At 72.1% G+C, this 15,759-nt stretch carries 16 protein-coding genes; 5 read left to right on the forward strand and 11 right to left on the reverse strand.

What is annotated here, in order from left to right:
• Nucleotides 1–10 precede the first annotated feature (10 nt).
• Nucleotides 11–2,590, reverse strand: coding sequence for a DEAD/DEAH box helicase (locus ACK99Q_RS11275; RefSeq protein ID WP_410186233.1), 2,580 nt, complete (start codon nt 2,588–2,590; stop codon nt 11–13).
• A gap of 75 nt (nt 2,591–2,665) precedes the next feature.
• On the opposite strand from ACK99Q_RS11275, the gene ACK99Q_RS11280 reads away from it, so the two are divergent.
• Complete coding sequence (locus ACK99Q_RS11280; RefSeq protein ID WP_410186234.1) at nt 2,666–3,508, forward strand: dioxygenase; 843 nt, start codon at nt 2,666–2,668, stop codon at nt 3,506–3,508.
• On the opposite strand, the gene ACK99Q_RS11285 is transcribed toward ACK99Q_RS11280, so the two are convergent.
• The 3 genes from ACK99Q_RS11285 to ACK99Q_RS11295 all read right to left on the reverse strand — a co-directional run bounded on the left by ACK99Q_RS11285 (nt 3,495) and on the right by ACK99Q_RS11295 (nt 6,605).
• Nucleotides 3,495–4,517, reverse strand: coding sequence for a serine hydrolase domain-containing protein (locus ACK99Q_RS11285; RefSeq protein WP_410186235.1), 1,023 nt, complete (start codon nt 4,515–4,517; stop codon nt 3,495–3,497). The genes ACK99Q_RS11280 and ACK99Q_RS11285 overlap by 14 nt on opposite strands.
• A 161-nt stretch (nt 4,518–4,678) precedes the next feature.
• Nucleotides 4,679–6,184 (reverse strand): acetyl-CoA hydrolase/transferase family protein, encoded by a 1,506-nt coding sequence (locus ACK99Q_RS11290; protein ID WP_410186236.1) that lies wholly within the window; start codon nt 6,182–6,184, stop codon nt 4,679–4,681.
• Nucleotides 6,185–6,209: 25 nt separating this feature from the next.
• Nucleotides 6,210–6,605: a thioredoxin family protein gene (locus ACK99Q_RS11295; protein WP_410186237.1), complete on the reverse strand. Its 396-nt coding sequence runs from the start codon at nt 6,603–6,605 to the stop codon at nt 6,210–6,212.
• Between the two features lie 95 nt (nt 6,606–6,700).
• Between ACK99Q_RS11295 and ACK99Q_RS11300 the strand changes: the two genes are divergently transcribed.
• The gene (locus ACK99Q_RS11300; protein WP_410186238.1) at nt 6,701–7,828 is read left to right on the forward strand and encodes a PQQ-dependent sugar dehydrogenase; all 1,128 of its coding nucleotides are present in this window, start codon (nt 6,701–6,703) and stop codon (nt 7,826–7,828) included.
• A gap of 289 nt (nt 7,829–8,117) precedes the next feature.
• Here ACK99Q_RS11300 and ACK99Q_RS11305 read toward each other — a convergent pair whose 3' ends face one another.
• The 5 genes from ACK99Q_RS11305 to ACK99Q_RS11325 form a co-directional block, all read right to left on the reverse strand.
• Nucleotides 8,118–8,321: a cold-shock protein gene (locus ACK99Q_RS11305; protein ID WP_179424176.1), complete on the reverse strand. Its 204-nt coding sequence runs from the start codon at nt 8,319–8,321 to the stop codon at nt 8,118–8,120.
• A gap of 364 nt (nt 8,322–8,685) precedes the next feature.
• Entirely contained in the window at nt 8,686–9,975 is a 1,290-nt protein-coding gene (locus ACK99Q_RS11310; RefSeq protein WP_410186239.1) for an MFS transporter, read from the reverse strand.
• Nucleotides 9,962–10,384 carry a MarR family winged helix-turn-helix transcriptional regulator gene (locus ACK99Q_RS11315; RefSeq protein ID WP_410186240.1) on the reverse strand — a complete coding sequence of 141 codons (423 nt, stop codon included), beginning with the start codon at nt 10,382–10,384 and terminating at the stop codon, nt 9,962–9,964. Before ACK99Q_RS11315 ends, ACK99Q_RS11310 begins: the two co-directional genes overlap by 14 nt.
• A 34-nt stretch (nt 10,385–10,418) precedes the next feature.
• Nucleotides 10,419–11,219: an exodeoxyribonuclease III gene (locus ACK99Q_RS11320; RefSeq protein WP_410186241.1), complete on the reverse strand. Its 801-nt coding sequence runs from the start codon at nt 11,217–11,219 to the stop codon at nt 10,419–10,421.
• A gap of 109 nt (nt 11,220–11,328) precedes the next feature.
• On the reverse strand, nt 11,329–12,570 hold the full coding sequence (locus ACK99Q_RS11325) for a geranylgeranyl reductase family protein (RefSeq protein ID WP_410186242.1): 1,242 nt from the start codon (nt 12,568–12,570) through the stop codon (nt 11,329–11,331).
• Nucleotides 12,571–12,635: 65 nt separating this feature from the next.
• Here ACK99Q_RS11325 and ACK99Q_RS11330 point away from each other — a divergent pair, with 65 nt between their 5' ends.
• The gene (locus ACK99Q_RS11330; RefSeq protein WP_410186243.1) at nt 12,636–13,358 is read left to right on the forward strand and encodes a queuosine precursor transporter; all 723 of its coding nucleotides are present in this window, start codon (nt 12,636–12,638) and stop codon (nt 13,356–13,358) included.
• Between the two features lies 1 nt (nt 13,359).
• On the opposite strand, the gene tgt is transcribed toward ACK99Q_RS11330, so the two are convergent.
• Nucleotides 13,360–14,559: a tRNA guanosine(34) transglycosylase Tgt gene (tgt, locus tag ACK99Q_RS11335; protein WP_410186244.1), complete on the reverse strand. Its 1,200-nt coding sequence runs from the start codon at nt 14,557–14,559 to the stop codon at nt 13,360–13,362.
• Nucleotides 14,560–14,593: 34 nt separating this feature from the next.
• Complete coding sequence (locus tag ACK99Q_RS11340; protein WP_410186245.1) at nt 14,594–14,998, reverse strand: tetratricopeptide repeat protein; 405 nt, start codon at nt 14,996–14,998, stop codon at nt 14,594–14,596.
• A 98-nt stretch (nt 14,999–15,096) separates the two neighbouring features.
• Here ACK99Q_RS11340 and ACK99Q_RS11345 point away from each other — a divergent pair, with 98 nt between their 5' ends.
• Nucleotides 15,097–15,336, forward strand: coding sequence for a hypothetical protein (locus tag ACK99Q_RS11345; RefSeq protein WP_410186987.1), 240 nt, complete (start codon nt 15,097–15,099; stop codon nt 15,334–15,336).
• A gap of 21 nt (nt 15,337–15,357) precedes the next feature.
• On the forward strand, nt 15,358–15,564 hold the full coding sequence (locus ACK99Q_RS11350) for a hypothetical protein (RefSeq protein ID WP_410186246.1): 207 nt from the start codon (nt 15,358–15,360) through the stop codon (nt 15,562–15,564).
• Nucleotides 15,565–15,759: the final 195 nt, after the last annotated feature.

Below are 15,759 nucleotides of genomic sequence, written 5' to 3' on the forward strand. Positions count from 1 at the left end.
CCCGAGGCGCTCAGTAGCGCAGCTGGACCAGGACCTCGAGCTCGGCGTCGGTGAGCTCGGTGAGCGCGCCCTCGCCGGCGTTGACGACCGCGTCGGCCAGCGCGCGCTTGGCGCTGATCAGCTCGGCGATCGACTCCTCGATCGTGCCCTCGGCCACGAGTCGGTGCACCTGGACGTTCTTCGTCTGGCCGATGCGGTGGGCGCGGTCGGTGGCCTGGTCCTCGACGGCCGGGTTCCACCAGCGGTCGTAGTGCACGACGTGGTCGGCGCGGGTCAGGTTGAGGCCCGTTCCGGCGGCCTTGAGCGACAGCACGAAGACGTCGGTCTGGCCGTCCTGGAATGCGCGCACCATCTGCTCGCGGCGGCTGACGGGCGTGCCGCCGTGCAGGAAGTCGTGGCGCACCTTGCGCTCGCCGAGCCGCCGCGCGAGCAGCCGGCCCATCTGCGCGTACTGGGTGAACACGAGCGCGGCGCCGCCCTCGTCGACGATCTCCTCGACGAGCTCGTCGAAGGCCTCGAGCTTGCCCGAGCGTCCGGGCAGCCGGGCCTCCGGCTCGTGCAGGAACTGCGCCGGGTGGTTGCAGATCTGCTTGAGCTGGGTCAGCAGCTTGACGACGAGGCCACGGCGTCGGATGCCGGTGGAGTCGGCGATCTCGGACATCGTGCGCTGGACGACGGCCTCGTAGAGACCCACCTGCTCGCGCGTGAGCGGCACGCGGTGGTCGGTCTCGATCTTCGGCGGCAGCTCGGGCGCGATGCCGGGGTCGGACTTGCGACGGCGGAGCACGAACGGCCGGATCAGCTGCGAGAGCTGGGCGGCGCGCTCGGTGTCCTGGTCGCGCTCGATCTGGCGCGACCACTCGCGACGGAACTGCTCGCGCGTGCCCAGCAGGCCGGGGGTGGTCCAGTCGAGCAGGGCCCACAGCTCGCCGAGGTGGTTCTCCACGGGCGTGCCGGTCAGGGCCATGCGGGCCTCGGAGTCGATCCGGCGGAGCGCCTGCGCGGCGCCGCTGCCGGGGTTCTTCACGTGCTGCGCCTCGTCGGCGACGACGAGGTTCCAGCGGTGGCGGCGCAGCTCCTCGACACTGGAGCGCATCGTGGCGTAGGTCGTGACGACGAAGCCGGTCTTGGCGTCGTCGAGGCTGCGGCGCGGGCCGTGGTAGCGGTACACGGGCACGCCGGGCGCGAACCGGGCGATCTCGCGCTCCCACGTGGCCAGCACCGACGCCGGGCACACGACCAGCGTGGGCTCGGGGGAGTCGAGGTGCAGGTGCAGCGAGATGAGCATGAGCGTCTTGCCCAGGCCCATGTCGTCGGCGAGGATGCCGCCGAGCCCGAGGTCGACGAGCTGGCTCATCCAGCGCAGGCCGCGCAGCTGGTACTCGCGCAGGCTGCCGTCGAGTCCGTCGGGCTGCACGGCGGGAGCGATGTCGGCGTCCTGCTCGGCCAGTCGCCGGCGCACGTCCTCGAGCCAGCCGACGGTGTCGACCTCGGTCTGCAGCCCGTCGATCTCCAGGCTTCCGGTGACGGCGGCGCGCAGGGCCTCGCCGGCGCCCAGGGTGCGGCCGTGGCCCTCCAGCACGCGTGCGACCTGCGCCTGGTCGACCATGACCCAGCGGTCGCGCAGGTGGAGCATGCCCGACTGCGACTCGGCGAGCTGCTCCACCTCGGCGCGCGTGAGGTGCTCGCCGCCGACCGAGACGCTCCAGTCGAACCGGAACAGCTGGTCGGACGTGAAGGCACGGGGCCGGTCGTGCTCGCGGTCGAGACGGGGCTCGTCGCGGTCGACGCGGCTGACGACGCCGGTGGCCTGCACGTCGCGGCGCAGCCCCTCGGGCCACACGATCTCGATGCGGTTGGCCAGCGCGGCGACGAGCGGCCGGCCCTGACCGAGTTCGCCGAGCTCCTCGGGGGTCACGCGGGCGCGGCCCTCGCGGGCGAGCTGGTCGGCAGGCGGCCAGCTGACGGCGAGGCGCTCGAGCATGGCGACGAGCGCGGGACGGGCGGCCTCGCCGAGGTGGTGGTCGTCGCGCGTCAGCACGGTCGGCGCGGGCACGGACGCACGGTTCATGGCCTGCGGGCGCACCTGCAGCTCGAGGTCGGCCATCGCGTCGGCGTCCTCGCTCAGCGTGATGTCGAGGCGGTAGGAGAAGCTCGTGGGCCGCTCGATCGTGGGACGCGGCTGCTCGGTCTCGCGGCGGCGCTGCGGTGTCGTGGCCACGGCGGGCGCGCCCGCGATCAGCGCGGCGAGGAAGGCCCGGATGGCGGCCTGGCCCTCGGCCGGCGTGGGGCCGACCGCACGGCCGGCGTCGAGCATCTGCTGGAGCTCCGACGAGCCGGGGGAGGCGAGCGTGCCCGTGGCCATCAGCCGCAGCGCGACGATCGACGGGGTGGCCCACGCGCGGACGCTCGGGTCGGCCGTCAGGGCGCGGATGCCGCCGCTGAGCGGGCCGACGGCCTCGTTCGCGGAGGCCTCGACGGGCCCGTTCGGGGTGTCGAAGACGAAGAGGGACCGGGACGGATCCTCGGGGTCCGGGATGAACCTGACCGGGTGCCGGAGTGCGATCTGCAACTCGGTCGGGGTGGCCATCCCTCCATTGTCGCGCACGCTCTCAAACGCCCTGTCGTCTGGTATAGTTGAATCATCAACTATCAGGAGTCGATGATGAACCTGCGCCCCGAGACCGTGCCCACGCACTCGCTCTCCGACCTCACGAACCGGCTCGTCCCGAGCCCGCGGATGCCCGTGCTCTTCGTCGGTCACGGCAACCCCATGAACGCGCTCGCGGACAACACGTTCACGCGCGAGTGGGAGCGCGTCGGCGCCGGTCTGCCCGCCGCCCAGGCGATCGTCGTCATCAGCGCGCACTGGCTGACGCCGGGCGGCACGCACATCACCGACGCGCCCAGGAACCCGATCATCTACGACTTCGGCGGCTTCCCCGACGAGCTCTACCGGGTGACGTACGAGTCCCACGGCGACGAGCAGGTCGCCCGCATCCTGGCCGAGCACCTGGTCGACTACGAGGCCCGCCTCGACAGCCAGTGGGGCCTCGACCACGGCACGTGGAGCGTCCTGAAGTTCCTCGCGCCGGCGCCGCGGGTGCCCGTGCTGCAGATCAGCATCGACTACTCGATGCCCCTGCCGCAGCTGTACGAGCTCTTCGCGCGCCTGCGCGACCTGCGCCGCCGCGGCGTCGTGTTCATCGGCAGCGGCAACATCGTGCACGCGCTCGGCCGCGTCCGCTGGGGCGGCGGACCGGCGTGGGACTGGGCGCAGGAGTTCGACACCCAGACCGCCGACGCCCTCACCACGCGCGACGTGGCCAGGCTGGTCGACCCGTACCGGAGCTGGTCGGCGGCGCGCATCGCGGTGCCCACCGACGACCACTACCGCCCGATGGTCGCCGCCCTCAGCCTGCTCGAGCCCGACGAGGAGATCGGCTTCTTCAACACCGAGATCGACCTCGGCTCGATCGGCATGCGCTCGTTCATCACCGCTGCCTGACGTCCCAGCCGTCCAGCACGGCCCCCGTGAACGACGCGAAGGTGAGGTCGTCCGGGCCGGCGGGCTTCGGGCCCAGCCGGACCGCGACGAGGTCCTGCGACGGCACCACCGCGAGCAGCTGGTTGCCCCAGCCCAGCGCCCAGAACGCGTCCGCGGGCGCGGACGGTGCCAGTCGTCCCTCGTACGGCTCGCGGTCGACGTCGAAGCCGGCGGCGCGCCGCACCTCCACGACGCGACCCTCGGCGTTCGTCCACCACAGCAGGCCGTACGCGGCGTTGTGGTCGGACGAGGTCGTGGTCAGCTCGGACACGGCCGCGGGAGATAGGACTTGCCGTCCGTCGAACCGCCCGCCGTCGCGCATCATGACGCCGAGCCGGGCCAGGTCGGCGCACGAGGAGACGATGCCGGCGTAGGTCTTGACGTTCCCGGCGCCGTCGCGCTCCCACGAGGTGTCGGCGAGTCCGAGCGGGTCGAAGAGCCGCTCGCGCGCGTAGGCCTCGACGTCGCCCACCGTGGACTCCAGGACGGCCGACAGCACCTGGCTGGCGAGGTTGTCATAGCGCCACTGCTCGCCCGCCGGGTCCTGCTGCCCGGTCGCCAGCGCGGCCGCGGTCTGGTCGCCCGAGCGGATCATCGCGGCGTCGAGCGCCTCGGTCCAGGCGCGGCCCGACGTCATGGACATGAGGTGGCGGATCGTCACGTCGGCGGACTCGTCGGGCCACTGCTGCACGTGGCGCGCGACGGGGTCGTCGAGATCGAGCTCGCCCTCGGCCGCGGCGATGGCCAGCAGCACGCCGGTGACCGACTTGGTGATCGAGTAGACCCGCCGCGCCGCGTGGCGCGAGTCGGCCGGGTGCTCGTGGACGACCTCGTCGCCGCGCAGCACGAGCGTGCACGTGGACCCGGACCCGTCGACGAGCCGGTCGAGCGCCGCGAAGTCCGGCGGGGGAGTCGGCTCCGGCTCCGGGGCCGGCGAGGCGGACACGGTGGGCAGCGAGGCGTCGGACAAGTCGGTCCTTCCGGGAGCGTCGGTCGTGCAGGAGGCCAGCGCGGCGCACGCCACGAGGACGGTCGCAGCGCGCCCCCACGTCGCCACTTTTGGAACGAGTTGCACCCTTTCTGGTGCCAGAACGGTGCAACGCGCTCCAGAAGTGGAGAGTCGGCGGCGGGTCACATGCGTCCGGTGTCGAGGTAGCGCTGGTGCCACGAGAGGGCCTCGTCCAGCAGGTGCGGGGTGTGGCGGGCGTCGGGTCGCTTCGCCAGCGCGCGCTCGAGGTAGTCGCGCAGTCGCGGCCGGAAGTCCGGGTGCGCGCAGTTCGCGATGATCCGCTCGGCGCGCGCCCGCGGCGACAGCCCCCGCAGGTCCGCCAGGCCGTGCTCGGTGACGACCACGTGCACGTCGTGCTCGGTGTGGTCGACGTGGCTCACCATCGGCACGATCGTGGAGATCGCACCGCCCTTCGCGGTCGACGGCGTCAGGAAGAAGTTGAGGTAGGCGTTGCGGGCGAAGTCGCCGCTGCCGCCGATCCCGTTCATCACCGAGCTGCCCATGACGTGGGTCGAGTTCACGTTGCCGTAGATGTCGGCCTCGATCATCCCGTTCATCGCGATGACGCCGAGGCGACGCACGACCTCGGGGTGGTTCGAGATCTCCTCGCTGCGCATGAGGATGCGGCCCTTGTAGCCGTTGATCCCGGAGTGGAACCGCTCCATGCCCTCGCGGGACAGGCCGAACGAGGCGGTCGACGCCGCCCGCAGGGTGCCCGAGTCGAGCAGGTCGAGCATGCCGTCCTGGAGCACCTCGGTGTAGGCCACGAGGCTGGTGAACTCGCTGTCGTCGAGGCCCTGGAGCACCGCGTTGGCGACGTTGCCGACACCGGACTGCAGCGGCAGCAGCTCGGGCGGCATCCGCCCGGCGCCGACCTCGCCGCGCAGGAAGTCCAGCGCGTGACCGGCGATCGCGCGCGACACGTCGTCGGGAGCGGAGAACGCGGCGCCGGCGTCGGGCTCGCGGGTCTCCACGACGGCGACGACCTTCGCGGGATCGACCTTGAGGTACGGCTCGCCGATGCGCTGCATCGGCTCGGTCAGCACGAGGGGGCGTCGGTGCGGCGGCAGCGCCGTGCCGGAGTAGATGTCGTGGAAGCCCTCGAGCTCGCGGGGCTGCCAGTGGTTGACCTCGAGGATCACGCGGTCGGCCTGGTCGAGCCAGGTCTTGTTGTTGCCCACCGAGCTGCCCGGCACGAGCAGCCCGTCGGGCAGGATCGCGGTGACCTCGATGACGGCCACGTCGAGCGGGCCGTAGAAGCCGAACCACATCTGCTGCGCCGAGTGACTCAGGTGGGCGTCGACGTAGTCGACCTCGCCGGCGTTGATCTGGCGCCGCAGCAGCGGGTCCGAGTTGTAGGGGAGGCGCTTGGAGATCGCGTGCGCCTCGGCCAGGACGCCGTCGGCCTGCGGAGCGGTGGAGGCACCGGTCCACAGGCCGATCCGGAAGTCCTCGCCGGCGTCGTGCGCGGCGCGGGCCCGGGCGGCGAGCGCCGCCGGGACCGCCTTGGGGTAGCCCGCGCCGGTGAAGCCGCTCATCCCGACGTTGTCGCCGGGACGGATGAACTCGACCGCCTCCTCGGCGGTCATGATGCGCGGGGACACCTCGGGGCAGGTCACACGACTCATGACCCCAGTATCCCCGCGCGGGGAGTCAGTTCTGCGAGGCCTCGGGGAGGTCGGACTGGCCCTCCTCCTGCGCGGCGATCTCGCGGCGCACCTGGTCCATGTCGAGGGCGCGGACCTGGCCGATGATCTCGTCCAGTGCGTCGGCGGGCAGCGCGCCGGGCTGGGCGTACAGCAGCACGCCGTCGCGGAACGCCATCAGCGTGGGGATCGAGGAGATCTGCACGGCGGCGGACAGCTCCTGCTCGGCCTCGGTGTCGATCTTGGCGAACGTGATGTCGGGGTGGCGGTCGCTGGCGGCCTCGTAGACCGGCGCGAACTGCATGCAGGGCCCGCACCAGCCGGCCCACCAGTCCACCAGGGTGATGCCGTCCGAGGTCACGGTGTCCTGGAACGTGTCGGCGGTCAGGTTGATCGTGGTCATGATGGCCTTTCGTCGGGTACTGCTGGTTCAACGTCCTCCTCCACTGTGACATTCCACGACTAGGGTCCGCCCGCTGGTTGCGGCATGATCGGGTCATGGATCGCAGGAGCGTCATCGTCGGCGGAGCCGCGCTGGGCGCCGCCTGGCTGGCCGGGTGCAGCGGGGACGACCCCGAGCCGAGTCCCAGCCGGTCCACGAGCACCAGCCCCTCCGCCTCGCCCACGACCACCGCCACCACGACCACGCCGCCGGCTCCCGAGGCCATCGACCCGCGGATCGACGGCACCGTGGCCACCGGCCTCAACGTGCCGTGGGCGATCGCGTTCCTCGCCGACGGCACGGCGCTGGTCACCCAGCGCGACGACGCCTCGATCGTGCGGGTCACCGCCGACGGCGACGTCTCGCAGGTCGGCGACGTGCCCGGCGTGGCTCCCGGGGGAGAGGGCGGCCTCCAGGGACTGGCCGTCGCTCCCGACGAGTCGGCGCTCTACGTCTACCTCACCGGTCCGGAGGACAACCGCGTCGTGCGGCTGGCGTTCGACGGCGAGCGCATCGGTCGCGCCGAGCCGATCCTCACCGGCCTCGCCAAGGCCTTCAACCACCAGGGCGGCGCGCTGACCTTCGACCGTCGAGGCCGCCTCTTCGTCGCCGTGGGCGACGCCGCGAACACCGGCACGCCCCAGGACCGCGACTCGCTCAACGGCAAGATCCTGCGCATCGACACCGAGGGGCGTGCCGTCGCCGGCAACCCGTTCGGCAACGAGGTCTGGTCGTACGGCCACCGCAACGTCGAGGGTCTCGCGTGGGACGGCGAGGGCCGGCTGTGGGCCAGCGAGTTCGGCGACCGCAGCCAGGACGAGCTCAACCGGATCGTCAAGGGCGGCAACTACGGCTGGCCGATCGTCGAGGGCGACAGCGACGACGGTCGCTTCGTCCGCCCGAAGGTCACCTGGCCCACCGCCGACGCCTCCCCGGCGGGGCTCGCGATCAGCGGCGACCGTGCGTTCGTGGCGGCGCTGCGCGGCGAGCGTCTGTGGCAGGTGCCGCTCGAGGGCACGTCCACGGGGGAGCCGCGCGCGTTCTTCACGCGCGAGCTCGGCCGGCTGCGCGCCGTGGCCGCCGCGCCCGACGGCTCGCTGTGGCTCGGCACCTCCAACACCGACGGTCGCGGTCGTCCCCGCGACGGCGACGACCGGATCGTGCGCGTCGCGATATCCGCCTGAGATTTCACTGGCGTTTCGGGGTGCGGGTCGGTTATCGTCGTCGGTGGGGGACGACTCGGCTCGCCGACGTCATGGGGAATGCAGCGCCTCTGGGCCACGGGCCCGCGCGGCTTTTCGAATCGTCCTTCCGTCACCCCTCGTGACTGCTTCGGAGACGCGAGCGGGTGGAGGCGGTTCGCCGCCCTGTGAGTCCGGCTCCCTCCCGGCACTGACAGCAAGAACCCCACCACCTCGCGGTGGTGGGGTTCTTGGCGTTCAGGCTGTGCAGCCGTCAGGCAGTGAGCCCGTCTCAGAGGGGACGGATGTTCGCGGCCTGGAGGCCCTTCTGGCCCTGCTCGACGTCGAACTCGACCTTCTGGTTCTCGTTCAGCGAGCGGTAGCCGCTGGACTGGATCGCGCTGTAGTGCGCGAAGACGTCCTCGCCGCCGTCGTCGGGGGCGATGAATCCGAAGCCCTTGTCGGCGTTGAACCACTTGACGGTACCGGTGGCCATGGTCTTTCTCCTCTTGATCCTTCTGGCGATGGTCGGACGCGATGGTCACGGCCGACGGTCGCGACGCACATCCAACTGCGAGAGGAACCACGCTCCGGAGGGAACCGCATCCTTTTGCCGTCCAACGTCGTGCAACTGGCACCACCCTACGACACGGGAAGGGGTCCGGGCAGGCCCCTGAGACACCGCGTCGGAGTGAATGTCGCGTGAACGCGGCGCGCCGCGACACCCACCCGAGTGACTACGTCGGTATAGTCAGGAAGAACCACCCGCCAGGGGTGGTGCCCGCCGGTCCGCCGGAGGGCCGAGCGGGGGGCGTGCATCCGGGGGGACGGCGCGTCCCCCGCACCTGTTCCAGCCCCGCTCAGCGGCGCTCCGCGGTCTCGAAGTCGTCGATCGCGCCGGGCGCTCCGCCGAACTCGTCGGCGACCTCGCCCGCGACCTCACCGGGCTCGCGATCGGCGTGCGCGTCCTCGTCCATCCCGGCGTCCGCGCGGCGCAGGGCGGCGTGGTTCGTGGTCAGGACGGCGATGGCCGCGAGGCAGGCGAGCGAGGCGATCGCGAACGGCACGTGCAGGTTCGTGGCCTCGACGAGCTTGCCCGCCGCGAACGGTGCGAGCCCGCCGCCGATGAAGCGCACGAAGCCGTACGCCGCCGATGCCACCGGCCGCTCGACGGGCGAGATGACCATGACGGCCTGGGTGGTGAGCGTGTTGTTGATGCCGATGAAGACGCCCGACACGATCACGCAGGTCACCAGGACGGTTCGGTCCTCGGGGAAGGCCGCGATGCACGCCAGCACGACCGCGAACCCGGCCAGTGCTCCGTAGAGCGACACGGCGGTTCCGAAGCGGGCCTGCAGCCGCGGTGCGCCGACGACCGAGAAGATCGCGACCAGCACGCCCCACCCGAAGAACACCCAGCCCAGCTGCATCGCCTCGAGCTCCATCGGGAACGGCGCGTAGCCCAGCATCGTGAAGAAGGCCCAGTTGTAGAGCAGGGCGGTGAGGCTCATGAGGAGCAGGCCGCGGTGACGCAGGGCGCGCAGCGGAGCCGACAGCGAGGTCCGGGTGGCGGGCTTCGGGGTGGCCGGCAGCAGCAGCGTCGTCGCGACCAGGGCCAGCGACATGAGCAGGGCCACGCCGTAGAACGGGCCGCGCCAGCTGATGTCGCCCAGCACGCCGCCGAGCAGGGGTCCGGCCGCGATCCCGAGCCCGAGCGCCGCCTCGTAGAGGATGATCGCGCCGGCGAAGCCGCCGCGGGCGCTGGAGACGATGGCCGCGAGGCTCGTGGCGATGAACAGCGCGTTGCCCAGGCCCCAGCCCGCACGGAACGCGACGATGCCGCCGATGCTGTCGGCCGAGCCGGCCAGCGCGCTGAAGACCACGATGATCGCGAGTCCGACGAGCAGGGTGCGCTTGGCGCCGATGCGGCTGGACACCCACCCGGTGACGAGCATCATCACCGCGGTGACGACGAGGTAGCTCGTGAACAGCAGCGTGACCTGGCTCGGCGTCGCGTCCAGCTCGGACGACAGCGCCGGCAGGATCGGGTCGACCAGGCCGATCCCCATGAAGGAGATGACGCAGGCGAAGGCGACGGCGTAGACGGCCTTCGGCTGGCGGAACAGGTGCGGGGCTTCAGCGTGACTCATGCGACTCCGTGAAGTGGGTGAGGGCGGACAGGGCGCCGGCGATCGCGGCGCGGTCGTCGGGGGAGAGGCGCGCGACGGTCGCGGCGATGAGCTCGTCCTGCAGGCGCAGTCGCTCGTGCAGCACGGCGAGGCCCTCGGGCGTGATCGAGATCAGGCTGGCCCGCGCGTCGGCGGGGTCGGCGGCGCGCGTGACGAGGCCCTGTGCCTCGAGTCGCTGCACGAGGTTGGTCATCGCGGGCTGCGACACCGCCTCGCGCTCGGCGAGGGCGGTGATGCGCTGGGGACCCTCGGAGTCGAGGATCGCCAGGCTGCTCGCCGCCGCCCGGCTGGTCTCCAGCCGGGGCGTGCGGCGCGTGATCGTGTTGCTCAGCCGACGCAGCACGTCGGTGATGTCGGCGATCTCTTCCATAACCCCGTTATATCACGGGGCTATGCATCTTCGATCAGCCGAGGTCGTAGTCGATCGTGAGCGGTGCGTGGTCGGACCAGCGCTCGCCCCAGCTGGCCGCACGGTCGACCGTCGCGGTGCGGGCCGACTGCGCCAGCTCGGGGGTCGCGATCTGGTAGTCGATGCGCCAGCCAGTGTCGTTGTCGAAGGCCTGCCCGCGCATCGACCACCACGTGTACGGGCCCTCGACCGGCCCGGCGAGGTGGCGGTGGACGTCGTACCAGCCCAGGTCGCCGAAGAACTGGTCGAAGTACGCGCGCTCCTCGGGCAGGAAGCCGGCCTTCTTGCGGTTGCCCTTCCAGTTCCGGATGTCGAGCTCGGTGTGGCCGACGTTGAGGTCGCCGGTGACGAGCGCGTGCCCGTCCATGCCGCCGAGCTCGGCCATCCGCTTGGTCATCTGGTCGAGGAAGCGGTACTTCTCCTCCTGGCGGGGCGTGCCCGCCTCGCCCGAGTGCACGTAGACGCTGACGACCGTGAGGACCGAGCCGTCGGCCAGGGTGAGGTCGGACTCGATCCAGCGGCCGGCGTCGTCGAAGAACGCGTCGCCGTTGCCCACGCGGTGGCTGGTGGGCTCGAGGCGGCTGATCACGGCGACGCCGGCGCGGCCCTTCGCCGCGGCCTCGGTGTGCACCACGTGGTAGCCGGTGCCCTCGAGGATCTCGTGCACGATGGCGTCGGGAGCGCGCACCTCCTGCAGGGTGATGATGTCGGCGTCGCGGCCCTCGAGCCACTCCTTCATCCCCTTGCGCCACGCGGCGCGGATGCCATTGACGTTGACGGTCGAGATCCTCAGCACCCCGCGAGGCTACCGGCCCCCACCCACCACTTTTGGAACGGGATGCACGCTTTCGCCGCGCGAAAGCGTGCATCCCGTTCCAGAAGTGGGGAGGGCGGGCGGGCGACAGTCAGTCGGAGAAGGGCGGGCGCTCGTCGAGGCGGATCGACCGGCGGCCGGCCCAGCGCCAGACGCGCGCGGTGAGGTCGCGGTCCTCGTCGGTCACGAGGTTGCCCATGACGCGCAGGGCGATCGTCATGAGCGCGTGCGAGCGCATGCCGATCGGCCCCGCGGCCGGCAGCAGGTGCGGCACCGTGAGCAGGCCGGCGAGTCGGCGTGCGATCGAGAACGCGGGTCCGTAGTGCGCGGTCAGCATGGCCGGCCACGCCGCGGCGGGGGAGTCGCCCGTGGCGAGCAGCTCGGCGCCGATGCGACCGGTCTCGAGTCCGTAGTCGATGCCCTCGCCGTTGAGCGGGTTGACGCAGCCCGCGGCGTCGCCGATGACGATCCAGTTGGGTCCGGCCACGCCCGACACCGCGCCACCCATCGGCAGCAGTGCCGAAGTGGGCAGGTCCAGGTCGGCGCCGAGGTCCCAGTCCTCGCGGCGCAGGGTGGCGTAGTACTCCATGAGCGGGCGGATCTGGACCTTCGCCGGGCGCTTCGCGGTGGCCAGCGCGCCGACGCCGAGGTTCACGCGGCCGTCGCCAAGAGGGAAGATCCAGCCGTACCCGGGCAGCAGCTCGCCGCCCTCGCCGCGCAGCTCGAGGTGCGAGGAGATCCACGGGTCGTCGCCGCGCCCGGACTTCACGTAGCTGCGGCCGGCGACGCCGTAGGCGGTCTCGCGGTGCCACTCCCGCCCCAGGACGCGGCCCAGCGGCGAGCGGACGCCGTCGGCGACGACCAAGCGGCGGCAGGCGATCGTGTGGCGGCCGGCGGACGTGTCGAAGACGACGCCGGTGACCGAGCCGTCGGGACCACGCTCGACGTCGACCGCGCGGGCGCCGTCGACCCCGGTGGCCCCGGCGTCGATCGCGCGCTGGCGGATGCGGTCGTCGAGCTCGGTGCGGGGGACGGCCGAGCCGTGGTCGGGCAGCGAGCCGCCGGGCCACGGCAGCAGCAGCTCCTGGCCGAAGCCGGCCGCGCGCAGGCCGCGGTTCACGGTGTGGCCGCGCACCCAGTCGCCCAGGTCGAGACGCTCGAGCTCGGCGATCGCGCGCGGGGTGAGCCCGTCGCCGCAGGTCTTGTCGCGCGGGAACGTGGCCGCGTCGGCCAGGACGGTGTCCAGCCCGAGTCGCGAGGTCCACGCGGCGGCGGAGGAGCCGGCGGGACCGGCGCCGACGACGAGGACGTCGGTGGTGGTCGGCAGGCTCATGTGACGATTCTCCCACCGCCCCCACGCCGAGTCGGCGTGGGGCGCGCCGTGGGAGGATGGCGGTCGTGTCCCACACGTCCACGCCGAGCCCCGACGTCGTCCGGTTCGCCTCCCGCGGCTCCACTCACTACGACGTCCTGATCGCGATGTTCTGCGTCGTGATCGTCGTGTCGAACATCGTCGCGAGCAAGGCCGTCGAGATCGGCTCCGGCCAGGTGATGCTGGGTCCGGTGCAGCTGTGGCCGCTCGTCGTCGACGGCGGCGTCGTGCTGTTCCCGCTGGCCTACGTGCTCGGCGACGTGATCTCCGAGGTCTACGGACTGCGTGCCGCGCGTCGCGCGATCCTCACCGGCTTCGCGGCCGCCGCGCTCGCCACCGCCACGTTCTTCGTCGTCCAGCTGCTGCCCGGCGCGTCCTGGTACGAGAACCAGGCGGCCTACGAGGCCGTCCTCGGCCCCGTGGCGCAGATCGTGCTGGCCAGCCTCGCCGGCTACGTGGTCGGCCAGCTCCTCAACTCGTGGGTCCTGGTGCGGATGAAGCAGCGCTCGGCCGAGCGTCGCCTCGTCGCGCGTCTCATCGGCTCCACCGGCGTGGGCGAGGTCGCGGACACGCTGATCTTCTGCGCGATCGCGGCCTCGGCGATCGGCGTCACCACGTTCGGCGCGTTCGTGAACTACTTCGTGATGGGCGTCGTGCTGAAGGTCGGCGTCGAGCTGCTCGTCATGCCGGTCACGGTGCGGGTCATCGCGCGGCTCAAGCGCCGCGAGCCCAGCTACCTCGCGGCCTGAGTCAGCGCCGGCCCGCCAGGTAGCGGCCCAGCCAGTCCTGCTTCAGCTCGTCGAAGTCGCCATTCTCGATGGCGGCGCGCATCGCGTCGACGAGCCGCACGAAGAACCGCTCGTTGTGGATCGAGCACAGCGTCGCGGCGTTGTACTCGTTCGCCTTGAACAGGTGGTGCAGGTACGCCTTCGTGTAGTGCGTGCAGGTGTAGCAGTCGCAGCCGTCCTCGATGGGTCCGAAGTCGCGGCGCGAGGCGGCCACCATGAGGTTGTAGCGACCGGTCGCGCTGTAGACCCGTGACGAGCGCGCCACCCGGGTGGGCGTGACGCAGTCGAACGTGTCGCAGCCGGCCTCGACGCCCTCGAAGAGGTCCTCGGGCTCGCCGATGCCGAGCAGGTGCCGCGGGCGGTCGTCGGGCAGCTCGTCGGTGACCCAGCGCACGATCGTGCCGAGGCTCTCCTTCTCGATCGCGCCGCCGACCCCGTAGCCGTCGAAGGCCAGCTCGGCCAGGCCGCGGGCGGCGCGGCGGCGCAGGTCCTCGTGCTGGGCGCCCTGGACGACGCCGTAGAGCGCCTGGCGGGGGCGGTCGGGGTGCAGCGCGCGCAGCCGCTCGATCTCGTCGAGGCACCGCTGCGCCCACGCCTGCGTGCGCTCCAGCGACTCCTCCTGGTACTCGCGGGAGTTCATCAGCGTGGTCAGCTCGTCGAACGCGAAGATCACGTCCGCGCCGAGCTGGTGCTGGATCCCCATCGAGACCTCGGGCGTGAAGCGGTGCTTCGAGCCGTCGAGGTGGCTCTTGAACGTGACGCCGTCGTCGTCCACGTGCGCGAGGCGGTCCTTGCCGGGCGCGATGACGTCGTCGGCCTCGGTGCCCACCGCGTCCATCGCGAGGGTCTTGCGGAACCCGGCTCCCAGGCTCAGCACCTGGAAGCCGCCCGAGTCGGTGAAGGTGGGGCCGCGCCAGTTCATGAAGGCGCCGAGCCCGCCCGCCTCCTCCACGATGTCGGCGCCGGGCTGCAGGTACAGGTGGTACGCGTTGGCCAGCACGGCCTGCCCGCCCAGCTCGGAGATCGACTCCGGGAGCACGGCCTTGACCGTGGCCTTCGTCCCCACGGGCACGAAGGCGGGGGTCCGGATCGAGCCGTGAGGGGTCTCGATGGTGCCCGATCTTCCGGGGGCGTCCGGCAGGGTGCTTCCGACGGTGAACACGGCCCCATCCAAACAGACGGGGCCGTGCTCGCGGTCAGTCGCCGGGGCGGTCGACGAGCTCGACGCGCGTGGCGTCGCGCTCGCTGGAGCCCATCGCCGCGGCGAGGCGGTGGTGCACCGCGCCCTCGCGGTGGCGGCTCTGCCGGTCGAGCGACAGGCCGAGCGCGGTCTGAGCCCAGGCGCTCGTGGGCTCGAGGTCGACCAGCGTGCGGAACGCCTCCTCGGCCGGGCCCAGGTGCGCGGCGGCGAAGTGGGCGCGTCCCAGCAGCTCCCACACGGCGGCGTTGCGCGGCTCGGCCTCGGTGAGCGGCCGCAGGACGCGGGCGGCCTCGCGCGGGAAGCGCGAGTCCAGCAGCTCCTCGGCGTAGCGGAAGGCCGCCAAGGGCTCCATCGCCTCGATCTTCTCGTCGGTCAGCGTGGGCTTCATCCAGATGGTCATTCCGCTCTCCTTTCGTCACCGCTTCCAACGGAGGGAGGGGCCGGAATGTTCCCGCCTACTCCTGGGCGCCGGGGGAGGGCTCGACGGTGGGCTCCGTGGTGGGAGCCGTCGTCGGGTCGGGCACCTGCGGGGCGGGGGCCGGAGCCGTCGTCGGGGCCGTCGTGGGCGCTGTCGTCGGTGCCGTGGTGGGGTCGGCGGTCGGGTCCTCGGTGGGCTGCGTCGACTCCGTCGGCGCCGGCTCGTCGTTCGACCCGCCGCCGGTGCCGCGGTCCTGCCACGGGCGGCTGATCGTGGGGTTGTCGGCCTTGCCGAACGAGGACCCGGTGGCCAGCTCGTAGCCGCCGATGACCAGCAGAGCCGTGCCCAGGCCGAGCGCGGTCCACGTCAGCACGCGCTTCCAGGAGAAGGCTCGCTCGGAGTCCTCCACGGCCACGGTCGACTCGTGCTCCGTGACGAGGATCTCGCCCTCGTCGGCGCCCTCGACCTCGCCGGCGGGCACCGCGCGCGAGACCACGGTGCCGCTCTCGGTGATGAACGTCGTGCCGCGGTCGAGGCCGCGCACGTAGAGGGCGCTGGCGATCGACGCGACGAGGCTGCCGACCGCCGCACCGATGATCGTGCCGGCCACGCCGAGGTACGACGCGACCCACGCAGAGGTCATCGCGGCGAGTGCACCGGCCACCAGCTGGAGCCAGGACAGACCGGTGGCAGGACCTTTGCGAGACATGACCTCGAGCCTAACGAACGGCCGATCGCCGCCG

The sequence above is a fragment of the Aeromicrobium sp. MLTX1 genome, assembly GCF_046452335.1.
Classification (GTDB): Bacteria; Actinomycetota; Actinomycetes; order Propionibacteriales; family Nocardioidaceae; genus Aeromicrobium.